Here is a 20779-nt window from a genome sequence, read left to right on the forward strand (position 1 = left end):
ACTCTTTGGTGGGGGCTTTAGTAAACTCAACACCTTTCGCTTTTAACTCTTAGTAAGTAGCTATAAGGTCGTTGCATTCAAAAACTCCGAACCCAAAGGTACCGCGCTGTACCAATTCGCGCATTTGATGTGCCGACTGTGCGTCGAACATCATTCCCTCCGTTACAGCCATGAGTGATATTTCCAATTCGGGCTGTCCGGGAGCACACACAGTGAGCCAGCGCATTCCCGGCCCCATGGCAGCATCTGTATTTACGGTAAAGCCTAATTTGTTTACATAAAAATCATAAGCGCTGTCCTGGTCAAGTACAAATACGCTTACATGGTTTAATTTGGTTATCATGTTAATGTTGTTTGATAAACCAAAAGTCGTTATCAAAAAAGAACCGGGCTTATTGAAAATTGCGATTTCGCAGCCATTCTTTTTTCCGGGCAAAGCAACCGGGTATAAATTTGAGAGGCGATTGCTGCATCTCCGCTTGCCGTTTAAGTTCTGTTTGCTGGTAGTTGGCAGGAGAACAGGAGGTGATCTTTTTAAATAAAGCAAAAAATGAAGTAACACTGCCAAAACCTACAGCATAACAAACATCAGCAACGGGAAGGCCTTTTTTTAATTGCAGCCGGGCGTTTTCAACCCGCACCTGGATGAGGTACTGATGCGGTGTTTTACCATAGATGTTCTTAAACAACCTGATGAAATGATATTTGGAAAAATACGCTTCGTCGGCAATATCGTTCAGGTCGATCGGTTCATGATAGTTTTATCAATGAACAACTTAGCCTGTACAAGCCTGCGGTAAAGGTATATTTTGGGTAATTGATCGGTCATTTCAGGTATAAATATCGGCTTTTATTATTTGAAAACGCGCTACCTGTTAAAACCGAACAATTGAACATGTTCGTTCTTTCTCTCCATGATAAGATCATGGAGAATTTCGGCAGCAATTACGCTAAAAGTGATACCATTACCTCCAAAGCCAAGCGCAAAATAAGTGTCCGGTCTTTCGGGGATGCAGCCAATATAAGGCAAGCCATCTTTAGTGATTGCAAAAGCTCCGGCCCAGCTAAAATCAGCTTTTAATGGGATGTGCGGCATTTTTTTGAGAAAAGCCTGCTGTAGCATATCCGCCTTTCGTTTAATAACAGAAGGAGGTATATGCGGATGATGAAACTGGTCATCGCGGCCTCCAATCAGGATTCGGTTTTCGCCCACGGCCCTAAAATACATGTAGGGTACGGCAGTTTCCCAAATCAAACTGTTCTTATACCAGAAACGTACATCGGGTAAAGGCTCAGAAACCAGTGCGTAAGTTGAGTTTATTTCGGCTATTTTTTTAGGAATGTATTTTAAACTTTCGTAACCGCATGCAATAATCAGCTTTTTAGCTTTGATAACTGAGCCGTTGGCGGTTTGCAGCGTTATGCCTTGTTTATGATGCTCAATGGTTTTAATATCGGTATTGCTGTATATTTTATGACCGGCTTTGCCAAAATTTGTAAGTAAAGCATGGGTAAGCAAGTATGCGTCAACCTCACCGCCATCTGTGGAGAAAATAGCCCCGGAAGCTTTAAACCCAAATTTCTGTTCAATTTCATCAGCTTCGAGCCATTGTACCTCAAAGCCATGTTTTTTACGGAAGTTATATTCCTGATTTAGTGAATTTGTATGTGTTTTGAAGCTGGCATACTGCAAACTTGGCCTCAAGCTAAAATCAAAGCCAGGTTTAAGCGATTTACATAAATCAGCAATGTCATAAATAGCTTTGCGGCAAAGTTGATAGCTTGTTACGGCATTTGCTTCGCCAACCAGATCTTTTAAAGATGTAAGGGGCGTATCAATTTCATATTGCAGGAACGCAGTGCTGGCCGCGGTACTGCCCATACCAACGTGGCGCTTATCAAAAACAGCTATACTTAAACCCGAGTTGCGGAGCTGCCAGGCTGTTAAAGCGGCGCTGATGCCGGCTCCAATAATGGCCACATCCAGCTTCAAATCTTTTTGAAGAGAAGGGTAGGAGGCAACTATGCCATCTTTTATTAGCCAGTAAGGCTGTTGTTCATATAAATTCATGGATTTGAACTGCTATAGCATAACAACATGCAATCCTTTTTTAAGTTTTTTGGAGAGAAATCAAGTGTAATAGCAAGATTGTTCGATATTGTGAGAAACCATAAAGAATTTAATTTAAGGCAATATTTTGTTAATGAGCAGATTATAGGCAGGCTTGCAAAATCTTTCAAAAAAAATTTTGCAACTTAATTTAAAATCATACTTTTGCACACCCAATCAGGGAGACGGGATGTAGCGTAGCCCGGTATCGCGCCACATTTGGGATGTGGAGGCCGCAGGTTCGAATCCTGCCATCCCGACTAAAGCGATACTAAGTATCAAAACCCTCTAAATTGAATTTTAGAGGGTTTTCTTTTCTGATTGGTGGAATCATAATACCCGGCGAAAGCCAAAGCGGGATGTAGCGTAGCCCGGTATCGCGCCACATTTGGGATGTGGAGGCCGCAGGTTCGAATCCTGCCATCCCGACAAAAGCGATACCAAGTATCAAAACCCTCTAAATTGAAATTTTAGAGGGTTTTCTTTTTACAGATTCATGTTTATTTGCTTCCATGCTTGATCTTCTTTAATGGTGAGCAACCAGAGTCATTTCTTCGCTTACAAGCATATTTTGTCGCAATTCTCCCCTAAGTAGTCGTTTTTGCACGCTATCAAACCCTGAAATGAGTTCCATTTTTGTATTGATAATAAAATCAAACTTAAACGCCATGAAAAATTTACTCCATGTACTTGATGCTCTTAAATCAATACTGTTCATTGTAATTATGTTTGCAACATCACGATCAAACGGACAACAAATAAAGCCTTCCAACAGTGGCTATGCGCCTGTGAACGGTATCAAAGTTTATTATGAGGTATATGGCGAGGGTAAACCGCTCATTTTACTGCATGGCGCTTTTATGACAATTGACGGAAACTGGGCCGAATTGATCCCTGAACTATCAAAAAACAGGAAAGTAATTGCTATTGAATTACAGGGACACGGACATACACCGTTTTCGGATAGAAAGTTATCATATGCTACCTTAGCGCATGATGTAGAAGGAGTGATGGATTACCTGAAAATTGACAGTGCCGACGTAGCAGGATATAGTATGGGTGGCTCTGTGGCTTACAAGTTTGCTATACAAGCCCCTAAACGGTTAAAAAAATTAGTGATCATTTCTTCTACTTATAAAAGTAGCGGCTGGCTGCCTGAAATAACCAATGCATTTAAATCCTGGAAGCCCGAACTTTTTATGAATACTCTTATGAAAGCCGCATACGATGCAATAGCCCCAGATAAAACAAAATGGTCAAAGTTTATAGGGCAGATGATCGCTTTCGCGCGGGAGCCGTTCGACTTTGGTGATGTAAATATTTCGAAAATTTCTGCGCCGGCATTGATCATAGCAGGTGACAACGACGGGTTGGACAAATTTGAATTGGCAAAAACATATAAATTATTGGGAGGCGGCGTTTCTGCTGATTTAGCGCCAATGCCAAAATCGCAATTGGCCATTGTCCCTTCGCAAGGACATGTAAGCCTGATGATGCAGACAACAACACTGTTGACCTACTTAAGCAATTTTTTAAAGTAAGCTGATGCAAATGCATGCTAACAGAAAAACGTTATCAGAATTTAGCTTTTTGATCAGGCAGCTTCTCTAATAAGGATATTGGCTTCGCAAGTATTTGAAAGAGTAGGTCAAATGATCTTTTGAAGAAATGCTTTGAACTTCTTGTCGCTCAATCAACACTCTTTTCAATCAAATCTTCATTATAATTGTTGTTGCCTAAAAAGGAGGAAGCATGCCCTGGTATAACGGAGACTACCCGCCATCTTACAAAAATCAACCTCCCAAATTGCGGGAAAAGGCCGTAGAAATTGCTAATGAAATTTTGAAGGAAAGCGGGGATGAAGGCCTGGCCATAGCCACAGGTTTAAAAAAGGCACGGGAATATTTTAAAGATCATCCCGAAGAAGCTGATGCTGACAACGATTAAATTGTTCAGGAGGCTATTAAAACATCGCTGCGCTTTTGGGGGTTACTTTACCGATCCTTTTATCCCTGCGCGAAACAAGTTCGCAAAGCTGGATTGCCGAATTCTCAAAATCATCGTGGCTGTCACTAAGCAGGAGCCAGGCTGTATCAAAGCCCTCGTCTAATACAAAATCAGTGACGGCCGGTATTTCCCTTTTGAGGCTGGCATGATTTTCCCGCGTGGTAGAGATCCAAATACCGTTATGCTGCGGATTTTTACTAACCTTTCGGAAGATCAGCACAATCTTTTTTCGAAATAGATATAGAACATGCCTACCGCCGGCTTGATGATTATACCTGTCGGCAGGTAATCGAGCAGGAAGTCAAATGGCACGGGTTTTTTCATGGTTTTTCAACGAATGTGCAATATAGTATACCTGATGAAAATAGAGGGCTTTTCATTTGGTTTGGCAGACCGACGGTGAACGAACTCATGTCATAATATGCCGCTTAAATGTCACTAATGCACCTTGTCTGTCCATGAAAAACCAATTAGTTTTGAGGTAGTTAATAAGAAAAATCAGAACAGATTAGGGTCTTGAGTTCTTAGTCCGGATAAAGGCTGCAAGGTGAAGCCTTAACCGGCGGTGCTGCCTGTAAAAACAATTAACGCTTACAATTTTTTATTATATATCACCACTAAAATCATTTACCCATGTTACCCATCAAACCACACATCTGGTTCGACCAGGATAAAGCCCGGGAAGCTGCCGAGTTTTATGCAACCTTAATGCCCGATTCGGCTTTAAACTATGTTAATCATTTTCCAATGCCCGGCGGAGAGTGCGAAATAGTTGAATTTACCTTTGCCGGCCAGCCATTCCTGGGCATCAGCGCCGGGGATGGATTAAAGATCAGTCCCTCTATTTCTTTTATGATCAATTTTGATCCGTCGCGTGACTCGGATGCCGGAGGGCGTATTGACGAAGTTTGGAGCAAACTGTCAGAAAACGGAAAGATAATGATGCCGCTCGACCGCTATCCTTTCAGCGAGCGTTACGGTTGGGTAAGCGATAAATATGGCGTGTCATGGCAACTGATACTGACCAATCCGGCAGGTGAGGAAAGACCAGTGATTGTTCCGTCGCTGATGTATACGGACTTGGTGGCCGGTAAAGCTAATGAAGCCATCGACTTTTATTGTTCTGTATTTAAAGAAGGCAAACGGGGTATTACAGCCCCACGTCCAGAGGATATGGGGCCTGATAAAGCCGGCACGCTTATGTTTGCCGATTTTCATATCGACCAAACCTGGCTGGCAGCGATGGACAGCGCGCATCCGCACGGTTTTAGTTTTAACGATGCAGTGTCACTATTGATTCCTTGTGAAACGCAGGAAGAGATTGATTATTACTGGTCGGCGCTTTCAGCTGATGGCAAACCCGGCCAATGCGGTTGGCTGAAGGACAAATATGGCGTGTCCTGGCAGGTTGCATCAACAGTTATGTTAAAAACACTGAAAAACGGCAGCCCCGAACAAATTGCACGCATTACGCAGGCTTTTATGACGATGAAGAAAGTTGACGTCGCAGCCCTGCAGCGGGCTTCTGATGGCCTGTGACCGGTATCGGCGTGATGCTGCTATTAGCTGTTAACTTCCCGGACTTGGCATATTCCGCAGCATTAGGTTCCTATAGTTCAATTTTATTGCCTTCAGGATCCATCCAATGTACAAAGTTGCCATAACCGGCTTTCTCTACTGAATCGGTCGGCAGGATGCCGGCTGACTTAAGATTGGAATCATAAATCGGCGCATCTGCAGCTTCAGTACCGTATGCTTTTACTGTTGTTGTTTTCATAATCGTTTATTTTGAATATTGATCATCACTTACTTTCTCCAGCCAGGTAACCACCTCGCCGTTAACGGCTTCCTGAATGGCTATATGACTCAAAGCTTTACCCGGCGATGCACCATGCCAGTGTTTCTCGTTTGGTTCAAACCAAACTACATCACCCGGCCCTATATCTTCGATTGGCCCACCTTCGCGTTGTACCCGGCCGAGACCGGAAATAACAATAAGTGTTTGACCTGCCGGGTGGGTGTGCCAGGCTGTTCTGGCGCCGGGCTCAAAGGTGACCAACGCACCCGCGCCTTTGGTAGCTTCTTTTTTTGCAAACAGGGGATCTATACGCACGGCGCCGGTAAACCAGGCTTCCGGACCTTTTACTGATGCTTGCGCACCGTTTTTAATTATTTCCATAATAAATAGATTGAGAGAGTTTATATGGTTTTGACATCAGTGACATAACGATAGCGTGCTTTTTCAGCCATTGTATTTTCCTGGCTTCATTAACTTATTCTGCCTTAATAACCTGTATTTGTGAGTAAATGTTATTGTCTGTATAGGAATTAACTTTTTAAGTTTCCGATATGCCGCTGCACCGTTATTCTTTATGGTTCAATGGTTTTTAAAATTTTTGCAGGAATACCCCCGACAACAGTATTTGCCGGTACGTCCTTGATAACAACCGCACCAGCGGCAACAACTGCATTCTCTCCAATGGTTACACCCGGCAATATAGTGGCACCCGCGCCAACCCATGCGTTGCGCTTGATAACGATAGGTTTGCAAATCATACCCCGCCGGTTAACCGGGTCGAGTGGATGATTTTCAGTGATCAGGTTTACCTTAGGGCCGAGGAGCACGTGATCTTCCAGCGTAATACCGCCCATGTCAAGAAACGAGCAGGCATGATTAATAAACACATGCTTGCCAATACTAATGAAACGGCCAAAGTTGGTATGGAAGGGTGCGAACAAAGTGGTGCTTTTGTCTATTGTTGCGCCAATAATGTTGCTAAGCTGTTCGCGGAGCTGCTCAACGGTGGTAGCTGCATTGAGTGCAGGCGACAACGCCAGAGTGCGGGCCACCACATCATTTACCTTGTGAAATTCCGGGTCAGTAAGCGGAACAAATTCCCCTGCTTTCAACCGTTCGAAAATATCTTTCATAATAATGTTTTTATTTAACGCTATTGTATTCATTATCAGAAATATGTAGCCATATCGCAATGCCTTTTTCTATATTGAAATTGATTGCTATTTGCGTAAAGCTGTTTTGGAACGTAGTACCATGCCAGTGTAAGATGCCCGACGAAATGGTGACCACATCACCTTTGTGTAGAAATTTTTGCGTCGTGGCACTTAGTGAAAACAGACTACCTGCACCTAAAATCATCAGCTGCAGTATGATGGAAGTTTTGTATCTGCCGATGTTTTTCATTTTGCAAAGTTAGTGCTGTTGCCAACTTTGTTGTTTAAGAAAATCAAACCAATGCTTATGAAAATCAAACTTCCATGGTGCGAAGCGAGCTTGGATTGGTGCCCGTCATACGTTTAAAATAATTGTTGAAGTAGCTGGGATATTCAAAGCCAAGTGCATAAGCAATGTCGGCTATGTTCCAGTCAGTATGTTGTAACAGTGCTTTTGCTTCGCTAATAATCCGCTCTGCAATGTGCGCAGATGTTGGCCTGCCGGTAACTTCCTTTACCATACGGTTGAGGTAATTTACGTGAAGGGCGAGGTTTTGGGCGTAGTCCTGGGCCGTCTTCAACTGCAACGGCTTATTTGGGCTTTCTACAGGAAATTGTCTTTCAAGCAATTCCATAAATACAGCAGCTACCCGGTAGGCAGCGTTTTTATGCTGATCAAAATTTTCAGAGGGCTGCATTTTCATCGCTTCATGCATGATCAGGTTGATGTAACTACGTATCAGGTCGTCTTTATATACGTAACTACTGTTTTGCTCATCTATCATCTTCTGAAAGAGGATGTTCAGAGACGCTCTTTGCTGTTCGGTGATCTTTAATACCGGTGTGCCGCCGATCTTGAAAAAGGGTGATTGCTGCAGCATATCGGTACGTTCTGAAACGCACAGAAATTCTTCGGAAAAGAGACAGGTATAACCCACATAAGTGGTTGATATAGTTTCCCAGGAATATGGAATATGCGGATTGCCAAAAAACAAAACAGTGCCCTCCACTTCAAAGCTGCGGTCGGCATAGTGAATCTTGCTTTTGCCTGTTGTTAAGCAAATTTTGTAAAAGTCTTTTCTACTGTAAAACCGGACAGCCTGATCGTCTTCTTCTATCTGGAAAACATTGAAGCCTTTTAACCTGAGTTCATTGTTAAAGGGAGAAACCGATCGCGCTATTTTATTGTCCATGATGTAAAGTTATGAAACTCAAACTTTCAATTTCCAATTAAAAGGACAAGCGCTGACCTTTGATGTAATAGTATATCCTGTTCCCGAATTGCAAACAGGCGGTTCCGCTATATTAAGCAGCGCTGATCGATTTAAGCAAAAATTACTCTCCCATATAACTTTTCACATTAAAGCTTACTTATTTTGTAAAGATTGCCATTGTCCGTAACACCGTATAATGCGCCGTCTTTGCCGGTAACAAGAGAACGCCAGCGTTCGCCCTTGTCTTTCAGCAGGCGTTCTTCCGCTACAATCTTATTGTCTTTGATAATAAGCCTGATGATATGTGATCCACCTAAGGCGCCTACAAATAGATTTCCTTTCCATTCGGGAATCAGGTTGCCTGTATAAAAGGTTATGCCGCAGGGTGAAATACTTGGGTTCCAGTAATAGATGGGTTGGGCCATGCCTTCTTTTTGCTGTATGCCATCGCCAACTTTTACACCCCTGTATTCGATACCATAAGTAATAACCGGCCATCCATAGTTCTTTCCCGGCCGGATAATGTTAATTTCGTCACCTCCGCGCGGACCGAATTCCGATTCCCATAATTCGCCGGTATTTGGGTTCATCGTCATGCCTTCAGGGTTTCTTAAGCCATAAGCGTAAATTTCGGGCAAAGCGCCGGCTTTTTGCGCAAATGGTCCATCGGGTACCGGTTTCCCGTCACGGGTTATGTGCAATACTTTTCCGATTGCGGTATTCAGGTCCTGGGCCTTGACGCGCATTTCATCATCCCCATGTTCGCCTGTGCTTACAAACAGGTTACCCTGTTTATCGAAAACGATTCGTGAGCCGAATTGCAGGTGACCGTTATAGGCGGGTTTAGCATGATAGATCACCTTTACGTTTTCGAGCCTGCTGTAATCGGACGAAAGTACACCAGTGGCGACAGCCAACTGGAATCCCTCAGGAACTTTTTCGGAGTATGACCAAAATAACATCCGGTCTTTTACAAAAGAAGCATCAAAATTAACATCTAACAAACCGCCCTGGCCACCCACCGCTACTGCCGGTAAACCTTGAATGTTCTTGTCTAAACCGCCATCAGCCTTTAATATCCGCATGGTACCGCCTTTTTCTGTAATTAAAAAGCGCCCGTCGGGCATACAGCGTAAAGCAAAGGGTTGCTTCAGCTCATGATTGATGACGTTTACACTGAGTTTGGTTTTAGTTTGTGCGCCAGGGGCCCTTGTCTGACCCGGAAAAGCAGGCTTGTAGTCGGCCGTTGGTGATTGCGTTTCAACGGGCGGCAGTGACTGGGCAACAGCCTGCGTAATATCAAAAAAAGAGCAAAGTGAAGCAATTGCACAGGTAACTAACAAGGGTTTGATTGTTTTTGACATGGGTAATATGTATTTGTTGTGAAGATAAATAATATGCCGGCAAATGTTAAAATGTGTTGAACAAATAAATCTGCCTGCTCCGATGATATTAAACGGCCATCAGGTTGTAACAGAGCCCAAGGACAATGATTTATTATCAGTACATATAAAGAGCGCTGCGATGTTTGAGATATCTCCCCCTGGCCGATATGAAATTGGCTGGTTAGTGTCTACAGCTTAGAATTTAAGTGCCCGCGGTATTTTACACCGGCATTTAAAAAGGTAAGCGGCCAAGCACGTCAGGAATATAGAACATTGAATTGAGAAACGGCCGGATCGGTTCACCCTGGCGCCAGATTTAACCTGCAATAGATTTAAAGAAAAATAACTATTTTATTTACACTGGTATTCCTGGTAGAAATATTTAAATTTAATTATTAATTCCCGATCTCAAGCCTAACTTAAACTCTTCAATATGATAGCGATAACAATCAATGGGAAACAGCTGGAGGTTGCCGCTGACCCGGACATGCCTTTACTGTGGGTTATTCGTGACCTTTTAGGTCTTACCGGCACCAAATTCGGTTGTGGCGTGGCGCAGTGCGGAGCATGTACTGTACACCTGAACGGCGAAGCTGTACGGTCATGCGTAACAAAAGTGAGCCGTGCGGCAGGGCAGCAGGTCACTACAATTGAAGGACTGTCTAAATTAAATGACCACGCTTTGCAAATTGCCTGGGCCGAACTCGATGTTCCGCAATGTGGTTATTGCCAGTCGGGTCAACTCATGTCTGCAGCTGTTTTGCTGCGGGAAAATCCCAACCCAACAGATCAGGATATTGACGATGCGATGTCAGGTAATATTTGCCGTTGCGGTACTTATCCCCGCATCCGGTTGGCTATACACAAAGCTGCAGAACTGCAGCGGGAAGGAGCAAAATCATGAACAGGCGTAACTTTATACAATCAGGTGCATTATTGAGCGGTGGCTTGCTCATCTCATTTACTATTCTAAAGGCAAATAAGCTTGCTGCCCTTGCAGATACGGCTGATTTAAATGTGTTTGCCCCTAATGCATTTTTAAATATAGGTACAGACAACAGCATTTCGGTATACCTGAGCCATGTGGAAATGGGGCAGGGGATCTGGACTACACTGCCCATGCTTATCGCGGATGAGCTTGATGTGGATCTGAAAAAAATCAATATTAAACATGGCGGTGCCGATAAGGCGTTTAACCATGTTATTTACGGTGCCCAAATTACCGGCGGGTCAAGTACCACCTGGTCTGAGTTTGACAGGTATCGTAATGCCGGCGCAACCGCGCGGACGCTCTTGCTTCAAACAGCCGCTACCCGTTCGGGGATTGCTGTTGAAAGCTGCAAAACGGAAGATGGGTTTGTTATTGCCGGGAGCAAAAGATACACTTATGGAGAGTTAGCTAACGATGCCGCAAAGTTACCTGTACCTGCAAAGGTTCCGCTGCGTTCACCCGCCGACTGGAAATACATCGGCAAAGGAAGCAAACGGATGGATGCCCGAGTAAAGACTGATGGTACTGCAAAATTTGGCTTAGATATCCAGTTTCCCGGATTGCTTACCGCAGTTGTTGCCCACGCACCTGTTTTTGGTGGTAAAGTTAAATCGTTTGATGCCGGTAAGGCGAAAGCAGTTCCCGGCGTAAGGGAGGTTGTACAAATTCCGACGGGTGTGGCTGTCATTGCCGACCACTTCTGGGCCGCCCAACAGGGACGGAAGGCCTTACAGATAACCTGGGCTCACGGCGCCGGCGTGCAGTTAAATACCGGTATCCAAACTGCGGCTTACCGAAAACTGGCTGCATCGGATGGCCTCCTGGTTCAGGAAAAAGGTGATGTTAAAGCAGCGTTTACAAAAGCGGTAAAAACCATTTCGGCAGAATATGTTTTTCCTTACCTGGCCCACGCACCTATGGAGCCACTGAATTGCACAGTAAAAATTGAAAATGATAGCTGCGAGATATGGACAGGCACACAGTTGCCAGGAGGAGAACAAGCTGCCGCAGCAAAAATTCTTGGATTTAAGCCGGAGCAGGTAAAAGTAAATATACCATTCCTTGGGGGAGGCTTTGGCAGGCGTGCTACACCTGCCTGCGATTTTGTTTCGGAGGCGGTTCATATTGCGAAAGCAAGCGGTAGGCCGGTAAAAATGGTATGGACACGGGAAGATGATATGAAGAGCGGCTTTTACCGGCCTTTTTATGTCCATAATGTAAAGATTGGTGTTGATAAGGACGGTCTTCCCATTGTGTGGAACCATAATATTGCAGGTCAGTCAATTATGGCGGATGCGGCAGTGCTTTTTGGTCCGCCTCCGGCAATAGATGATACAACGGTGGAAGGAGTAAAAGGATCACCATACCTGGACGAAATACCAAATCATTTTGTCGGCCTTCACACCACTAAAGAAGTAGTGCCTGTTTTGTGGTACCGGTCTGTAGGTGGGACGCACACTGCATTTGTAATGGAAACGCTTATAGACCAGCTTGCCCACGATGCAGGTATCGACCCTGTGGAGTACCGCCGCGGGTTATTTAAAAATCACTCGAGGCACCTGGCTGCACTTAATCTTGTGGCTGAAAAAGGCAATTGGAACCGAACACTGGCTCCAGGGCGGTTTAAAGGCATTGCGGTACACGAGGCTTTTGGCAGCGTTGTGGCGATTATAGCCGAAGTAAGCGTTGAAAAAGGAGTTACGAAGGTACATCAGGTAGATTGTGCAATTGAGTGCGGCCTGGCCGTGAACCCCGACGGTGTAAAAGCCCAAATGGAAAGCGGGATCATTTTCAGTATCTCGATGGCAATGTACGGCGAGCTGACGTTCGTTAATGGAGAATTACAACAAAATAATTTTTATGATTACCGGATCACCCGGATGTATGAAGCACCGCGGATCAATGTTTACATTGTGGATAGCAAGGAAAAAATGGGGGGTGCCGGAGAATGTGCAGTTCCGCCAACAGCACCGGCTGTAACTAATGCAATTTTTGCAGCAACCGGAAAACGGATTTACAATTTACCTATCGTTAACAACCGACTCGAAAAACAGGCATGAAAAAACTAATAATCACCATGATCGTTTTGTTTATGTCAAGCGCGGTCATATTATCGTTCAAAGAGGAAAATTCAACATTTAATTATGCGGCACTACCTAAAGATAGTGTGGCTTCTGTTGCAGCTTTTAAACAAGTTTACACTGTATTGATGAGTGCCCGCTGTATGAATTGTCATCCATCAGGTAATATACCACTGCAGGGCGACGATAATCACTTGCACACCATGTTTCCCAAAAGAGGGGTGGATGGTAAGGGTGTTTATGCCATGAAATGCGCCAATTGCCATCAGCCAACAAATACTCCGGGCTTGCACACGCCCCCGGGTAATCCCAATTGGCATCTCCCACCGGCCGATATGAAAATGGTTTTCCAGGGGAGGACACCCCGCCAATTGGCAAAACAAATCATAGATCCGAAGCAAAACGGGCATAAGGACATGCAGAAGCTCATTGCACATGCAGATGATGGACTGGTGCTTTGGGCCTGGAAACCGGGGGAGGGCCGTAAACTTCCACCAATGAGCCACGCAGCATTTAAGAAAGCCTGGCTTACCTGGTTAAAAACCGGCGCGTATGCCCCGGCTAAATAAAGTGCGGCAAAGCCGGGATTACTAAGGATGGACGAAGCGGGGTTTTTAATATCATGGCTATCTAAGTTATTGATTTATAATGTTGCATTATTTAAATGCAGTTTAGTTAATAATAAAGCGCGTCCCTGATCGGCGTTTTATTATTAACCTGCTATTAAAATTGCCGGCAACCTCCTGCAATAGTTCGTCGGATAGCTATTTATAAGACAAAAAAAAGCCCGATACATTTTGTACCAGGCGCTGTTAGTTAGTTGTTTGTTATTATTAATTGCCACTGACCGTTTTATTATCAAGCTGACTTAGGGATGCGGTATTAACGGTATTAAGCATCCCGTTTATAATGCGCTGATTGATGTAAGCTGAAAACTTTAAAGCTCCTTTGAAATTCAAATGCCCAAAATCGGCAAAGTCATCATTTTTTAGCGGAAAGTTATTGAAGTCCAGGAATTTTATATCGTTAAAGTAACGCTCACGGATCAGCGAAAATTCGGCCTCATTATTTCTGTACTCATACAAAGGATGTTGCGGGCTCCTGATAAGGAAGACACTTTTATGCATTCCATTGCAATAATCTATTATTTTTCTTAGATATTGAATATTGGTTGTTGAGATTACACTTTTATTTGATGCTGTTTTAATATTTTTGCCCGCCGGATTATTTGAAGGTAAAAGCCTGGAACCTTCTATTTTAAAATATCCTCCTGTTTTTCCTGTATAATCGTAATTAAATGAAAGCGCTTTAATAAAATTGGTACGTGCAGCTATGCCTACACAATTCATAAAATATTTTGAATTGTGCTTAGCCAGCAATTCAAAATCGGCCGGGCTCATAAAAGAGGCATATTGCGGAAACATGTTTGACATGTAGGTATATCCCCATGTCCAGTCATCCATCTTTGTGTCAATCTGGTTATTTGAAAATTCTATAAGTACGGTGGTTATCTGAGGGTTTTGCGACAGGTATTTTTTAACTTTTTGAAAGGTGTAAAAGTAAGATTCGGCAGAGTGCGACAGATTGGTTAGTTTGGGTATCAGGGTATCATTGTAGGCACATTCTGAATGTGAATGACCAAAAAGTGCAATAGTATTGTCTTTCTTTACCCTAAACTTTGAAAATTTATTTACCATATAACCCGGAATCAGGGCAATAGCCAATATGAGCAGGCAGCTCACTAAAACAAATGATATGGTTTTAATTAAAAAGCGGTGCATTGCTTAAAATTGAAAGTAAATAAACTGCTGCTCTTTTCCTGTAAATAAAAAAATCACTATCACCAATGTATAGTAAAAGGTCAATCTGTACCCTCTTTTTCTTAACCAGCTTAACTTCTCAATGGCATATTGGTTTTCCCGCCCCTGCCACTCAACAATTATAAAACATAGGATAAGAGTGATCACCTCAAGCAATTGTGCCTTGTTAACATCTAATTGAGGTATTGAAAAAAGAGATCGTGAAAAAATCCGGCCGATGTATTTAAATGCTTGTGTAACGCTATCAGCCCTAAAAAAGATCCATGCAAAAATTACCTGCAGAAATGTAGCTATCATTTGCATGAATTCGGTGAACGTTGGCATAGCTTTGCCTTTGGCTGCAATTTCGAGGTGGTTTCTGTTTGTTTTTAAAAGGATAGAAGGGAGAATGAATAAAGCATTTAGAAGGCCCCAGATGATGAAGGTCCAGTTGGCGCCGTGCCAAAAGCCGCTAACCAAGAAGATGATTAATGTGTTTCTTACTTTGAGCCAGGTGCCTGTTTTGCTGCCCCCAAGAGGTATGTATAAGTAATCTCTAAACCATGACGATAGTGAGATATGCCATCTGCGCCAAAACTCGGCCATATCTCTTGAAAAGTACGGGAATGCAAAATTTCTAAGTAGTTCAAATCCAAAAAGTTTTGCTATGCCTAATGCCATATCAGAATATCCTGAGAAATCGCAATAGATTTGGAATGCAAAAAATATAGCGCCTAAAACCAGGGTACTGCCTGAATAATGCGAACTATTTGCAAATATCATGTTGGCATAGTCGGCACATTGATCGGCAATTACAGCTTTTTTAAACAGGCCCCATAGAATTTGCCTCAAGCCATTAATTGCGTCCTGGTAGTTAAACTCTCTCTTTGTTTTTACCTGGGGCAAAAGGTGTGTTGCCCGTTCGATAGGGCCCGCCACCAAAAGCGGAAAAAAACTTACGAACAATGAATAGTCGATGAAGTTCCGTTCGGCTTTAATACGGTTTTTGTAAACATCAATTACATATGATAAACCGTGAAATGTATAAAAAGAGATACCGACAGGCAGGATTACATTTAGGGTAAACGGGCTTAAATGGATCCCTATACTGGCGCATATGCTGGCAAGCGATGCTGCAAAGAAATTGTAGTATTTAAAAACACCCAAAAAGCCCAGGTTTACAGATATGCTTAACCAAAGCCAAAAGGTTTTTAGGCGATGTGTTTTTGCCTGGTACATTTTTAGCCCGGTAAAATAATCTAAAAGGGTCGAAAAAATTAACAGTAAAAGAAACCGCCAGTCCCAGCAAGCGTAAAAAAAATAGCTTGCAGCTAGCAGTAACAAATTTTGCTGTTGCAGTTTTCGGTTAAGTACAAACCAATAAAGCACAAAAACCACAATCAGAAATATTCCGAACCCAAAGGAATTAAAAAGCATGATGGTGAATTTTAAAAAATAGCCAAAGTGGCCGACTTAGGGATATTCAGTATGTATAGAGGCTGGGAAATAGGTAGATGTAGATGTATAACAAAAGGCAACAAAAATTGATCGCTGTTTTGCAGCAACCAACTTACAACTGTATAAAAAAAAGTGAGTAAAAGCTTTTTGTCAATATAATAATTTTGTGAAATCTGGAAGCCATCAATCTGGCTTTAGTGTGTTTTCGTTACGTAACGCTTCATTGAATTTTTCAAGCAATTTTATATACTTGTCCATCCAATAATATATGGCATCAAGCGGAGCCTCTTTTGCTTCATGGGTTTCGATATCCTTTTCGGCATTAGGTGAGTTAAATCTCAAAGCAAATTCATTGGGAAATTCCTTTGAAAAATCATGCTCAATAACGATACCGATCTGACAAATTATATCAAAGCTAAGCCTTTTGGTATTGAACCAATTGTATAAGGTTCTGCGGCTTACGTTGAGTTTCCGGGCGATTTCACTTATCCCCATATGGTCACGTCTAACAATTCGCTCTACAATTTTGCCAAAATGTAAATCTTGAGTGTCATTAATACCAATAGATCTTTGATCATTATTGATATATGAGCTAACAGGGTAATAAACTTTGCTGTGCATAAGATTAGATTCGATTAGGTGTCAATTTTTAGTTGGTTAGCATAATTAATTTAGGTTATAATAAACTGCAAATTACTCATAGATACTTATGATCATAAATATCGGGTCTCGGATTTTTTTGAATCATGATTTAAGTTTAGGTTACTCATTTGTTTGGTATTTAATGCTTCACATTCGTTTATCAATAAACAAGCAATGACCTTGTTGATAATTCATATCATCGTTTGTGAACTAAATTTATGTATACTTCCTATCTTAATTCAACCTATAAAAGGTCAAATTATACCTGTAGAAGGCGTTAATGCACGTTAATTAGGAATGGTAAAAATGGCTCTGCACGTTTTTGGGGTCAATATTTGCCAGTTTTTGTGAGTGGTAGTTAAGTTATTAAACTGCTATCCATCCAATAAAGTGTTATTTTAGTTAATTTTACTAAAGGTGTAATTTTTTTCAAAATAAGATAAATTTAATACATGGCGCTAATGTAAACACATAAACTCATAAAATATTGGCGAATTATCATTTTTTTTATCTACCGATTGGAGATCATTACGATAAAATATTTTTCTAAACAGCTCAATCCGTCAAAAAGTTGGCTGTTTTAAATGGTGAAAGAGGAGTGATATCCAGAAGTATTCCTGATAGCTTTTTACACTTATTATTTTGAAATTCAGGATAACCAATAATTCTTATTTTTCTTGAATTACCTTTGGCGGTTATCATATCAACTTCAATATCAAAAGAGCTTCCGTATTTTAATGCGTCTTTTAAAGCTTTTTTACTGAGTCTCTCGCTTTTACCTTGTTTAAAAAGCTTCCATATCGTTTTTATATCAGGTACAAAGTACTCAGGTACTTCAAGGATGCTTTTTATAACATTATCCCATTGCATGGTATGGGTAAGCAGATCCCGTGTCCAGGTACCTATTTTTGACAAGGTTGCAGCTCTTTTTAAAAGCTTCTCGGCCTGTTTGTTTTCTTTCTCTATGGCTTTAATTTTGGAGATATCTTCGGTATGGATAAATAGTCCGCCTGTTTCTCCCGAAGTTGTAAACCAGGGGTGAATATTCCACTTTAGCCAAACGCGGGTACCATCATTTTTTTTTAAGAGCAGGCCATCACATTGATATATATTACCTTTTAAGCAATGATTATGGAGCTTTTCGCATTTCTTTTTTGTGGCTGGTAAAACTTCATAAATACTTTTTCCAATAAAACCTGTGTTTTCAAGTTTATATTCGGCAACCCATCTTTTTGAAGCAGCAATAAATTGCATCTGGTTATCGAACATGGCAATAGCAATAGGGGCCTGTTCTATAAGCGTTTTATTATGCGTATTATCTTCTTTTTGTGTTTCGATGAGCTCACCATCGGATGATTTTTCTTCTAAATATCTATGATAGCATGCCGAAAAGTTTGACGGGTTGGAAAAATTAAGCATTACTGCCATTTGGTTTTTATTGCAGCGCTTTTCCCTTATATATCTGTCTGCAATTTCCATTTGCAGATACCGGTAATAGGAGAAAATAGTTTTGCCGAAGTTTTGCTTAAAATCCCTTTTTAATTTCGACTCAGATACAAAATGTTGTTTTGAAAGTGCAGAGATACTCGGAAACCCGATAAACAGGTTCTCATTTAGTGTTTTTGCAACATTTTCAAGGAGCTGGTCGTTTTGAGTTACAAACTCAGGTAGTTTTTCTACTCCTGTTTTATTATCGTGGGATTTATTATTTAAGGGGCTAATGTCTGCCATATGCGCATAAAAACCCTTTATTTCACCTTCAACATAGTTAGGATGATAAGTTATCCGCACGTTTTTTGCTTTGCCCGAATACAAATGAATTACCTGGTCAAAAACCTGTATTTTACCGCCTAACACACCATTAATATAAGGAAGCTGCACGTCAAATAATGTTCCCAAAATCTCCGAAAGATGTGATTTATTGATCATATGCTCGGGGGTTATCCCGAACCAATCGGCCGTAGCTTTATTGGCATACCGGCAAATCAGGTTTTTATCCCAATAAGCCAGCATGGCCTCAGTATGCTCCGTCACGTTGAACGCTATCTCAAAAAAGTCAGAATTCGGATCAAAGGACATTGGATTTCCTCTTTAAAAAATAACAATCATCAGCTTTGCCCATTGTAATACGAATGGGATCTTAGGTTATAATCTGCTTAAATCTGCAAATTATTATTGAAAACCTATAAGATTAATCATATAAATTACAAAAAAAGCTCAGTTTACCATTTGTTTGTCAATCAATTTTACATCGAGCTTTTCATATTGGGAATTATTGCTGATGTAATCAGGCAATATGGTTTTCATTTTCGATACCATCAAGTCAACTTCATTATGCAGGTTAAGTTCCAAAAGGTCCTTTATTAAATTATTGATCTTAGCGTAACTAACCGGGATGTTTTTGGAGATTTTGATGTCTTTGTTATAAGTAGGTATTACCTCTTCTTCCGCATTTAACAACTCTTCATATAGTTTTTCGCCGGGCCGCAAGCCGGTATAAACAATCTGGATATCTTTTCCCGGAACAAGACCAGCCATTTTTATCATATTCGCCGCCAGATCGGCGATTTTTACTGGCTCGCCCATGTCAAACAAAAATATTTCACCCCCATTACCCATTACGGCTGCTTCAAGTACCAGTTGTACAGCTTCGGGTATAGTCATAAAGTATCTTGTGATATCCGGGTGGGTAACAGTAACAGGCCCGCCTTTTTCAATTTGTGCTTTAAAGCGAGGGATCACGGAGCCGTTTGATCCAAGGACATTACCAAAGCGGGTTGTTATAAACCTGGTTTGGTTGCCTTTTGACGGATCAGAGTTGAAAAAATGCTCTTCAAACAACAGGTTATTTAACGATTGAATATACATTTCGGCTATCCGTTTTGAGGCCCCCATGATGTTTGTTGGACGCACCGCTTTATCTGTTGATATCATTATAAATTTTTCGACATTAAATTCTATTGAAATATCTGCCAGGATTTTTGTGCCCCATACGTTGGTTAAAATAGCTTCGGTTGGATTATTTTCCATCATCGGTACGTGCTTGTAAGCTGCCGCATGAAATACTATTTGAGGCCTGTATAAATTAAACAGTGTTTTTATACGACCAGAATTTTGGATATCAGCAATAAAGATCCTGGTGCGGTTTCCGTACAAACCGTCTTCAATTTCCATTTGAATATCGTGCAACGGGGTTTCGGCCCTGTCACATAATACAACAAATTCCGGACTATACATTAACACTTGCCTTACGAGCTCAGAACCTATTGAACCGGCAGCACCCGTGATCAAAATCCTTTTACCTTTAATGTCATCTAAAATATGTTCATTGCAGATTTTTATGGGTTTTCGCTCCAACAGGTCTTCTATTTTTAAGTCTTTAAACTGATTTAGGTTTGGCTTGCCATTGATCCACTGGTCTGATGACGGCACAACAATTACTTTTATGCCAAGTTCAATGCATTTTTCAACCGCCTTTCTTTTCCCATCGATTTTTATATCCTCGGATGTTATCAGCATTGACTTTATATCATAGCGTTTTTTTAGCATATCAATTGATTTGATAGGATAAACCTGCTTTTGCTCAATGCATTTTGATATTCTGTCAACCCCGGTGTCGATAAAGCCCTGAACATTGAGTATAAATCCTTTTTGTGCTTCAAGGGCATTTTTAATTAGTATGGAAGGTTCGGTGGAGCCGTAGATGAGTACATTTTCTTTTTCAACTTTATAGCTTGTTGTCTCAATGTATTTAAAAACATCCTTTATAATAATACGCATACACATAAGCATAGACGAAGTGATAAAGAAATTGATCAGCAGCACATCCATCAATCCGCTGACATCTATTTTAAGATAGAACGCGAAGAACAAATGATAAAACAGCAGAAAAGTAACGTTACTTGCCAGTACGGTTATTAAAATCCGCATCATATCCCGTGTGTTGGAATACCTGATAATACATGTATGTATTTTCATTATCATAAAAACCAGCACCGCATTGCTGCAATAAAAGAGCATATAATAAAGACTGATGGGATCAAACTGAAGCCGGTTTTTAAAATATAGAGATGTCCATAATGATAACAAAACTACCATCAGGTCAATTACCAGGATTAACCATCTTGAATGGAACTTATC

The 20779-nt window shown here is 41.5% G+C and carries 21 protein-coding genes, 2 tRNA genes and 1 pseudogene; 8 read left to right on the forward strand and 16 right to left on the reverse strand.

The features are described 5' to 3' along the window. Positions 1–49: 49 nt before the first annotated feature. The 4 genes and pseudogenes from BLS28_RS01255 to BLS28_RS01265 all read right to left on the reverse strand — a co-directional run bounded on the left by BLS28_RS01255 (position 50) and on the right by BLS28_RS01265 (position 2071). A complete protein-coding gene (locus BLS28_RS01255; protein WP_256337314.1) occupies positions 50–343 on the reverse strand; it encodes a VOC family protein in 294 nt (97 codons plus the stop codon). Between the two features lie 49 nt (positions 344–392). Beyond that, positions 393–689 (reverse strand): helix-turn-helix domain-containing protein, encoded by a 297-nt coding sequence (locus BLS28_RS01260; protein WP_432327472.1) that lies wholly within the window; start codon positions 687–689, stop codon positions 393–395. Positions 690–701: 12 nt separating this feature from the next. Continuing rightward, a pseudogene (locus BLS28_RS31670) lies at positions 702–746 on the reverse strand (hypothetical protein); the annotation flags it as partial. A 122-nt stretch (positions 747–868) separates the two neighbouring features. Then, on the reverse strand, positions 869–2071 hold the full coding sequence (locus BLS28_RS01265) for an NAD(P)/FAD-dependent oxidoreductase (protein WP_091162483.1): 1203 nt from the start codon (positions 2069–2071) through the stop codon (positions 869–871). Between the two features lie 225 nt (positions 2072–2296). Here BLS28_RS01265 and BLS28_RS01270 point away from each other — a divergent pair. The 4 genes from BLS28_RS01270 to BLS28_RS01285 all read left to right on the forward strand — a co-directional run bounded on the left by BLS28_RS01270 (position 2297) and on the right by BLS28_RS01285 (position 4057). Continuing rightward, positions 2297–2370: transfer RNA gene (locus BLS28_RS01270), tRNA-Pro, on the forward strand. Positions 2371–2465: 95 nt separating this feature from the next. Continuing rightward, a tRNA-Pro gene (locus tag BLS28_RS01275) sits at positions 2466–2539 on the forward strand. A 239-nt stretch (positions 2540–2778) separates the two neighbouring features. Continuing rightward, positions 2779–3651: an alpha/beta fold hydrolase gene (locus BLS28_RS01280; protein WP_091162485.1), complete on the forward strand. Its 873-nt coding sequence runs from the start codon at positions 2779–2781 to the stop codon at positions 3649–3651. Positions 3652–3862: 211 nt separating this feature from the next. Then, complete coding sequence (locus BLS28_RS01285) at positions 3863–4057, forward strand: DUF2188 domain-containing protein (protein WP_091162486.1); 195 nt, start codon at positions 3863–3865, stop codon at positions 4055–4057. 16 nt (positions 4058–4073) lie between these two features. Here BLS28_RS01285 and BLS28_RS01290 read toward each other — a convergent pair whose 3' ends face one another. Then, positions 4074–4337 (reverse strand): hypothetical protein, encoded by a 264-nt coding sequence (locus tag BLS28_RS01290; RefSeq protein WP_091162495.1) that lies wholly within the window; start codon positions 4335–4337, stop codon positions 4074–4076. Positions 4338–4750: 413 nt separating this feature from the next. Here BLS28_RS01290 and BLS28_RS01295 point away from each other — a divergent pair, with 413 nt between their 5' ends. Continuing rightward, positions 4751–5656, forward strand: coding sequence for a VOC family protein (locus BLS28_RS01295; protein WP_091162498.1), 906 nt, complete (start codon positions 4751–4753; stop codon positions 5654–5656). A 70-nt stretch (positions 5657–5726) separates the two neighbouring features. On the opposite strand, the gene BLS28_RS30705 is transcribed toward BLS28_RS01295, so the two are convergent. From BLS28_RS30705 to BLS28_RS01320, 6 genes are all read right to left on the reverse strand, one after another. Then, on the reverse strand, positions 5727–5894 hold the full coding sequence (locus tag BLS28_RS30705; RefSeq protein WP_176844334.1) for a hypothetical protein: 168 nt from the start codon (positions 5892–5894) through the stop codon (positions 5727–5729). Positions 5895–5900: 6 nt separating this feature from the next. Beyond that, positions 5901–6296, reverse strand: a complete 396-nt coding sequence (locus BLS28_RS01300; protein ID WP_091162500.1) for a (R)-mandelonitrile lyase — start codon at positions 6294–6296, stop codon at positions 5901–5903. Positions 6297–6487: 191 nt separating this feature from the next. After that, the gene (locus BLS28_RS01305) at positions 6488–7048 is read right to left on the reverse strand and encodes a DapH/DapD/GlmU-related protein (protein WP_091162910.1); all 561 of its coding nucleotides are present in this window, start codon (positions 7046–7048) and stop codon (positions 6488–6490) included. Between the two features lie 10 nt (positions 7049–7058). Further along, positions 7059–7319 carry a cupin domain-containing protein gene (locus BLS28_RS01310; protein WP_091162502.1) on the reverse strand — a complete coding sequence of 87 codons (261 nt, stop codon included), beginning with the start codon at positions 7317–7319 and terminating at the stop codon, positions 7059–7061. Positions 7320–7383: 64 nt separating this feature from the next. Further along, complete coding sequence (locus BLS28_RS01315; protein WP_091162504.1) at positions 7384–8262, reverse strand: helix-turn-helix domain-containing protein; 879 nt, start codon at positions 8260–8262, stop codon at positions 7384–7386. Between the two features lie 167 nt (positions 8263–8429). Further along, positions 8430–9647 carry a PQQ-dependent sugar dehydrogenase gene (locus BLS28_RS01320; RefSeq protein WP_091162505.1) on the reverse strand — a complete coding sequence of 406 codons (1218 nt, stop codon included), beginning with the start codon at positions 9645–9647 and terminating at the stop codon, positions 8430–8432. A gap of 454 nt (positions 9648–10101) precedes the next feature. Here BLS28_RS01320 and BLS28_RS01325 point away from each other — a divergent pair, with 454 nt between their 5' ends. The 3 genes from BLS28_RS01325 to BLS28_RS01335 are packed head-to-tail and all read left to right on the forward strand — an operon-like array spanning position 10102 to position 13309. Next, positions 10102–10572, forward strand: a complete 471-nt coding sequence (locus BLS28_RS01325) for a (2Fe-2S)-binding protein (protein ID WP_091162506.1) — start codon at positions 10102–10104, stop codon at positions 10570–10572. Further along, complete coding sequence (locus BLS28_RS01330; protein ID WP_091162508.1) at positions 10569–12719, forward strand: xanthine dehydrogenase family protein molybdopterin-binding subunit; 2151 nt, start codon at positions 10569–10571, stop codon at positions 12717–12719. The genes BLS28_RS01325 and BLS28_RS01330 overlap by 4 nt, the downstream gene beginning before the upstream one ends. Then, the gene (locus tag BLS28_RS01335; protein ID WP_091162510.1) at positions 12716–13309 is read left to right on the forward strand and encodes a hypothetical protein; all 594 of its coding nucleotides are present in this window, start codon (positions 12716–12718) and stop codon (positions 13307–13309) included. The genes BLS28_RS01330 and BLS28_RS01335 overlap by 4 nt, the downstream gene beginning before the upstream one ends. Before the next feature lie 264 nt (positions 13310–13573). On the opposite strand, the gene BLS28_RS01340 is transcribed toward BLS28_RS01335, so the two are convergent. The 5 genes from BLS28_RS01340 to BLS28_RS01360 form a co-directional block, all read right to left on the reverse strand. After that, positions 13574–14521 (reverse strand): LB_356 family protein, encoded by a 948-nt coding sequence (locus BLS28_RS01340; protein WP_091162512.1) that lies wholly within the window; start codon positions 14519–14521, stop codon positions 13574–13576. Positions 14522–14524: 3 nt separating this feature from the next. Then, on the reverse strand, positions 14525–15778 hold the full coding sequence (locus BLS28_RS01345) for an MBOAT family O-acyltransferase (protein WP_223266063.1): 1254 nt from the start codon (positions 15776–15778) through the stop codon (positions 14525–14527). Between the two features lie 402 nt (positions 15779–16180). After that, entirely contained in the window at positions 16181–16618 is a 438-nt protein-coding gene (locus tag BLS28_RS01350) for a helix-turn-helix domain-containing protein (protein ID WP_091162517.1), read from the reverse strand. Positions 16619–17194: 576 nt separating this feature from the next. Beyond that, positions 17195–18718, reverse strand: a complete 1524-nt coding sequence (locus BLS28_RS01355) for a PAS domain-containing protein (RefSeq protein ID WP_091162519.1) — start codon at positions 18716–18718, stop codon at positions 17195–17197. Positions 18719–18856: 138 nt separating this feature from the next. Next, positions 18857–20572, reverse strand: coding sequence for a polysaccharide biosynthesis protein (locus tag BLS28_RS01360; protein WP_256337315.1), 1716 nt, complete (start codon positions 20570–20572; stop codon positions 18857–18859). Positions 20573–20779: the final 207 nt, after the last annotated feature.

The organism is Mucilaginibacter gossypii (assembly GCF_900100945.1).
Taxonomy (GTDB): Bacteria; Bacteroidota; Bacteroidia; order Sphingobacteriales; family Sphingobacteriaceae; genus Mucilaginibacter; species Mucilaginibacter gossypii.

Coding starts and splice junctions, on each gene's coding strand:
- BLS28_RS01255 (WP_256337314.1), bottom strand. CDS start 343: ATGATAACCAAATTAAACCATGTAAGCGTATTTGTACTTGACCAGGAC.
- BLS28_RS01265 (WP_091162483.1), bottom strand. CDS start 2,071: ATGAATTTATATGAACAACAGCCTTACTGGCTAATAAAAGATGGCATA.
- BLS28_RS01280 (WP_091162485.1), top strand. CDS start 2,779: ATGAAAAATTTACTCCATGTACTTGATGCTCTTAAATCAATACTGTTC.
- BLS28_RS01285 (WP_091162486.1), top strand. CDS start 3,863: ATGCCCTGGTATAACGGAGACTACCCGCCATCTTACAAAAATCAACCT.
- BLS28_RS01295 (WP_091162498.1), top strand. CDS start 4,751: ATGTTACCCATCAAACCACACATCTGGTTCGACCAGGATAAAGCCCGG.
- BLS28_RS30705 (WP_176844334.1), bottom strand. CDS start 5,894: ATGAAAACAACAACAGTAAAAGCATACGGTACTGAAGCTGCAGATGCG.
- BLS28_RS01300 (WP_091162500.1), bottom strand. CDS start 6,296: ATGGAAATAATTAAAAACGGTGCGCAAGCATCAGTAAAAGGTCCGGAA.
- BLS28_RS01305 (WP_091162910.1), bottom strand. CDS start 7,048: ATGAAAGATATTTTCGAACGGTTGAAAGCAGGGGAATTTGTTCCGCTT.
- BLS28_RS01310 (WP_091162502.1), bottom strand. CDS start 7,319: ATGAAAAACATCGGCAGATACAAAACTTCCATCATACTGCAGCTGATG.
- BLS28_RS01315 (WP_091162504.1), bottom strand. CDS start 8,262: ATGGACAATAAAATAGCGCGATCGGTTTCTCCCTTTAACAATGAACTC.
- BLS28_RS01320 (WP_091162505.1), bottom strand. CDS start 9,647: ATGTCAAAAACAATCAAACCCTTGTTAGTTACCTGTGCAATTGCTTCA.
- BLS28_RS01325 (WP_091162506.1), top strand. CDS start 10,102: ATGATAGCGATAACAATCAATGGGAAACAGCTGGAGGTTGCCGCTGAC.
- BLS28_RS01330 (WP_091162508.1), top strand. CDS start 10,569: ATGAACAGGCGTAACTTTATACAATCAGGTGCATTATTGAGCGGTGGC.
- BLS28_RS01335 (WP_091162510.1), top strand. CDS start 12,716: ATGAAAAAACTAATAATCACCATGATCGTTTTGTTTATGTCAAGCGCG.
- BLS28_RS01340 (WP_091162512.1), bottom strand. CDS start 14,521: ATGCACCGCTTTTTAATTAAAACCATATCATTTGTTTTAGTGAGCTGC.
- BLS28_RS01345 (WP_223266063.1), bottom strand. CDS start 15,778: ATGTACCAGGCAAAAACACATCGCCTAAAAACCTTTTGGCTTTGGTTA.
- BLS28_RS01350 (WP_091162517.1), bottom strand. CDS start 16,618: ATGCACAGCAAAGTTTATTACCCTGTTAGCTCATATATCAATAATGAT.
- BLS28_RS01355 (WP_091162519.1), bottom strand. CDS start 18,718: ATGTCCTTTGATCCGAATTCTGACTTTTTTGAGATAGCGTTCAACGTG.
- BLS28_RS01360 (WP_256337315.1), bottom strand. CDS start 20,572: ATGATGCGGATTTTAATAACCGTACTGGCAAGTAACGTTACTTTTCTG.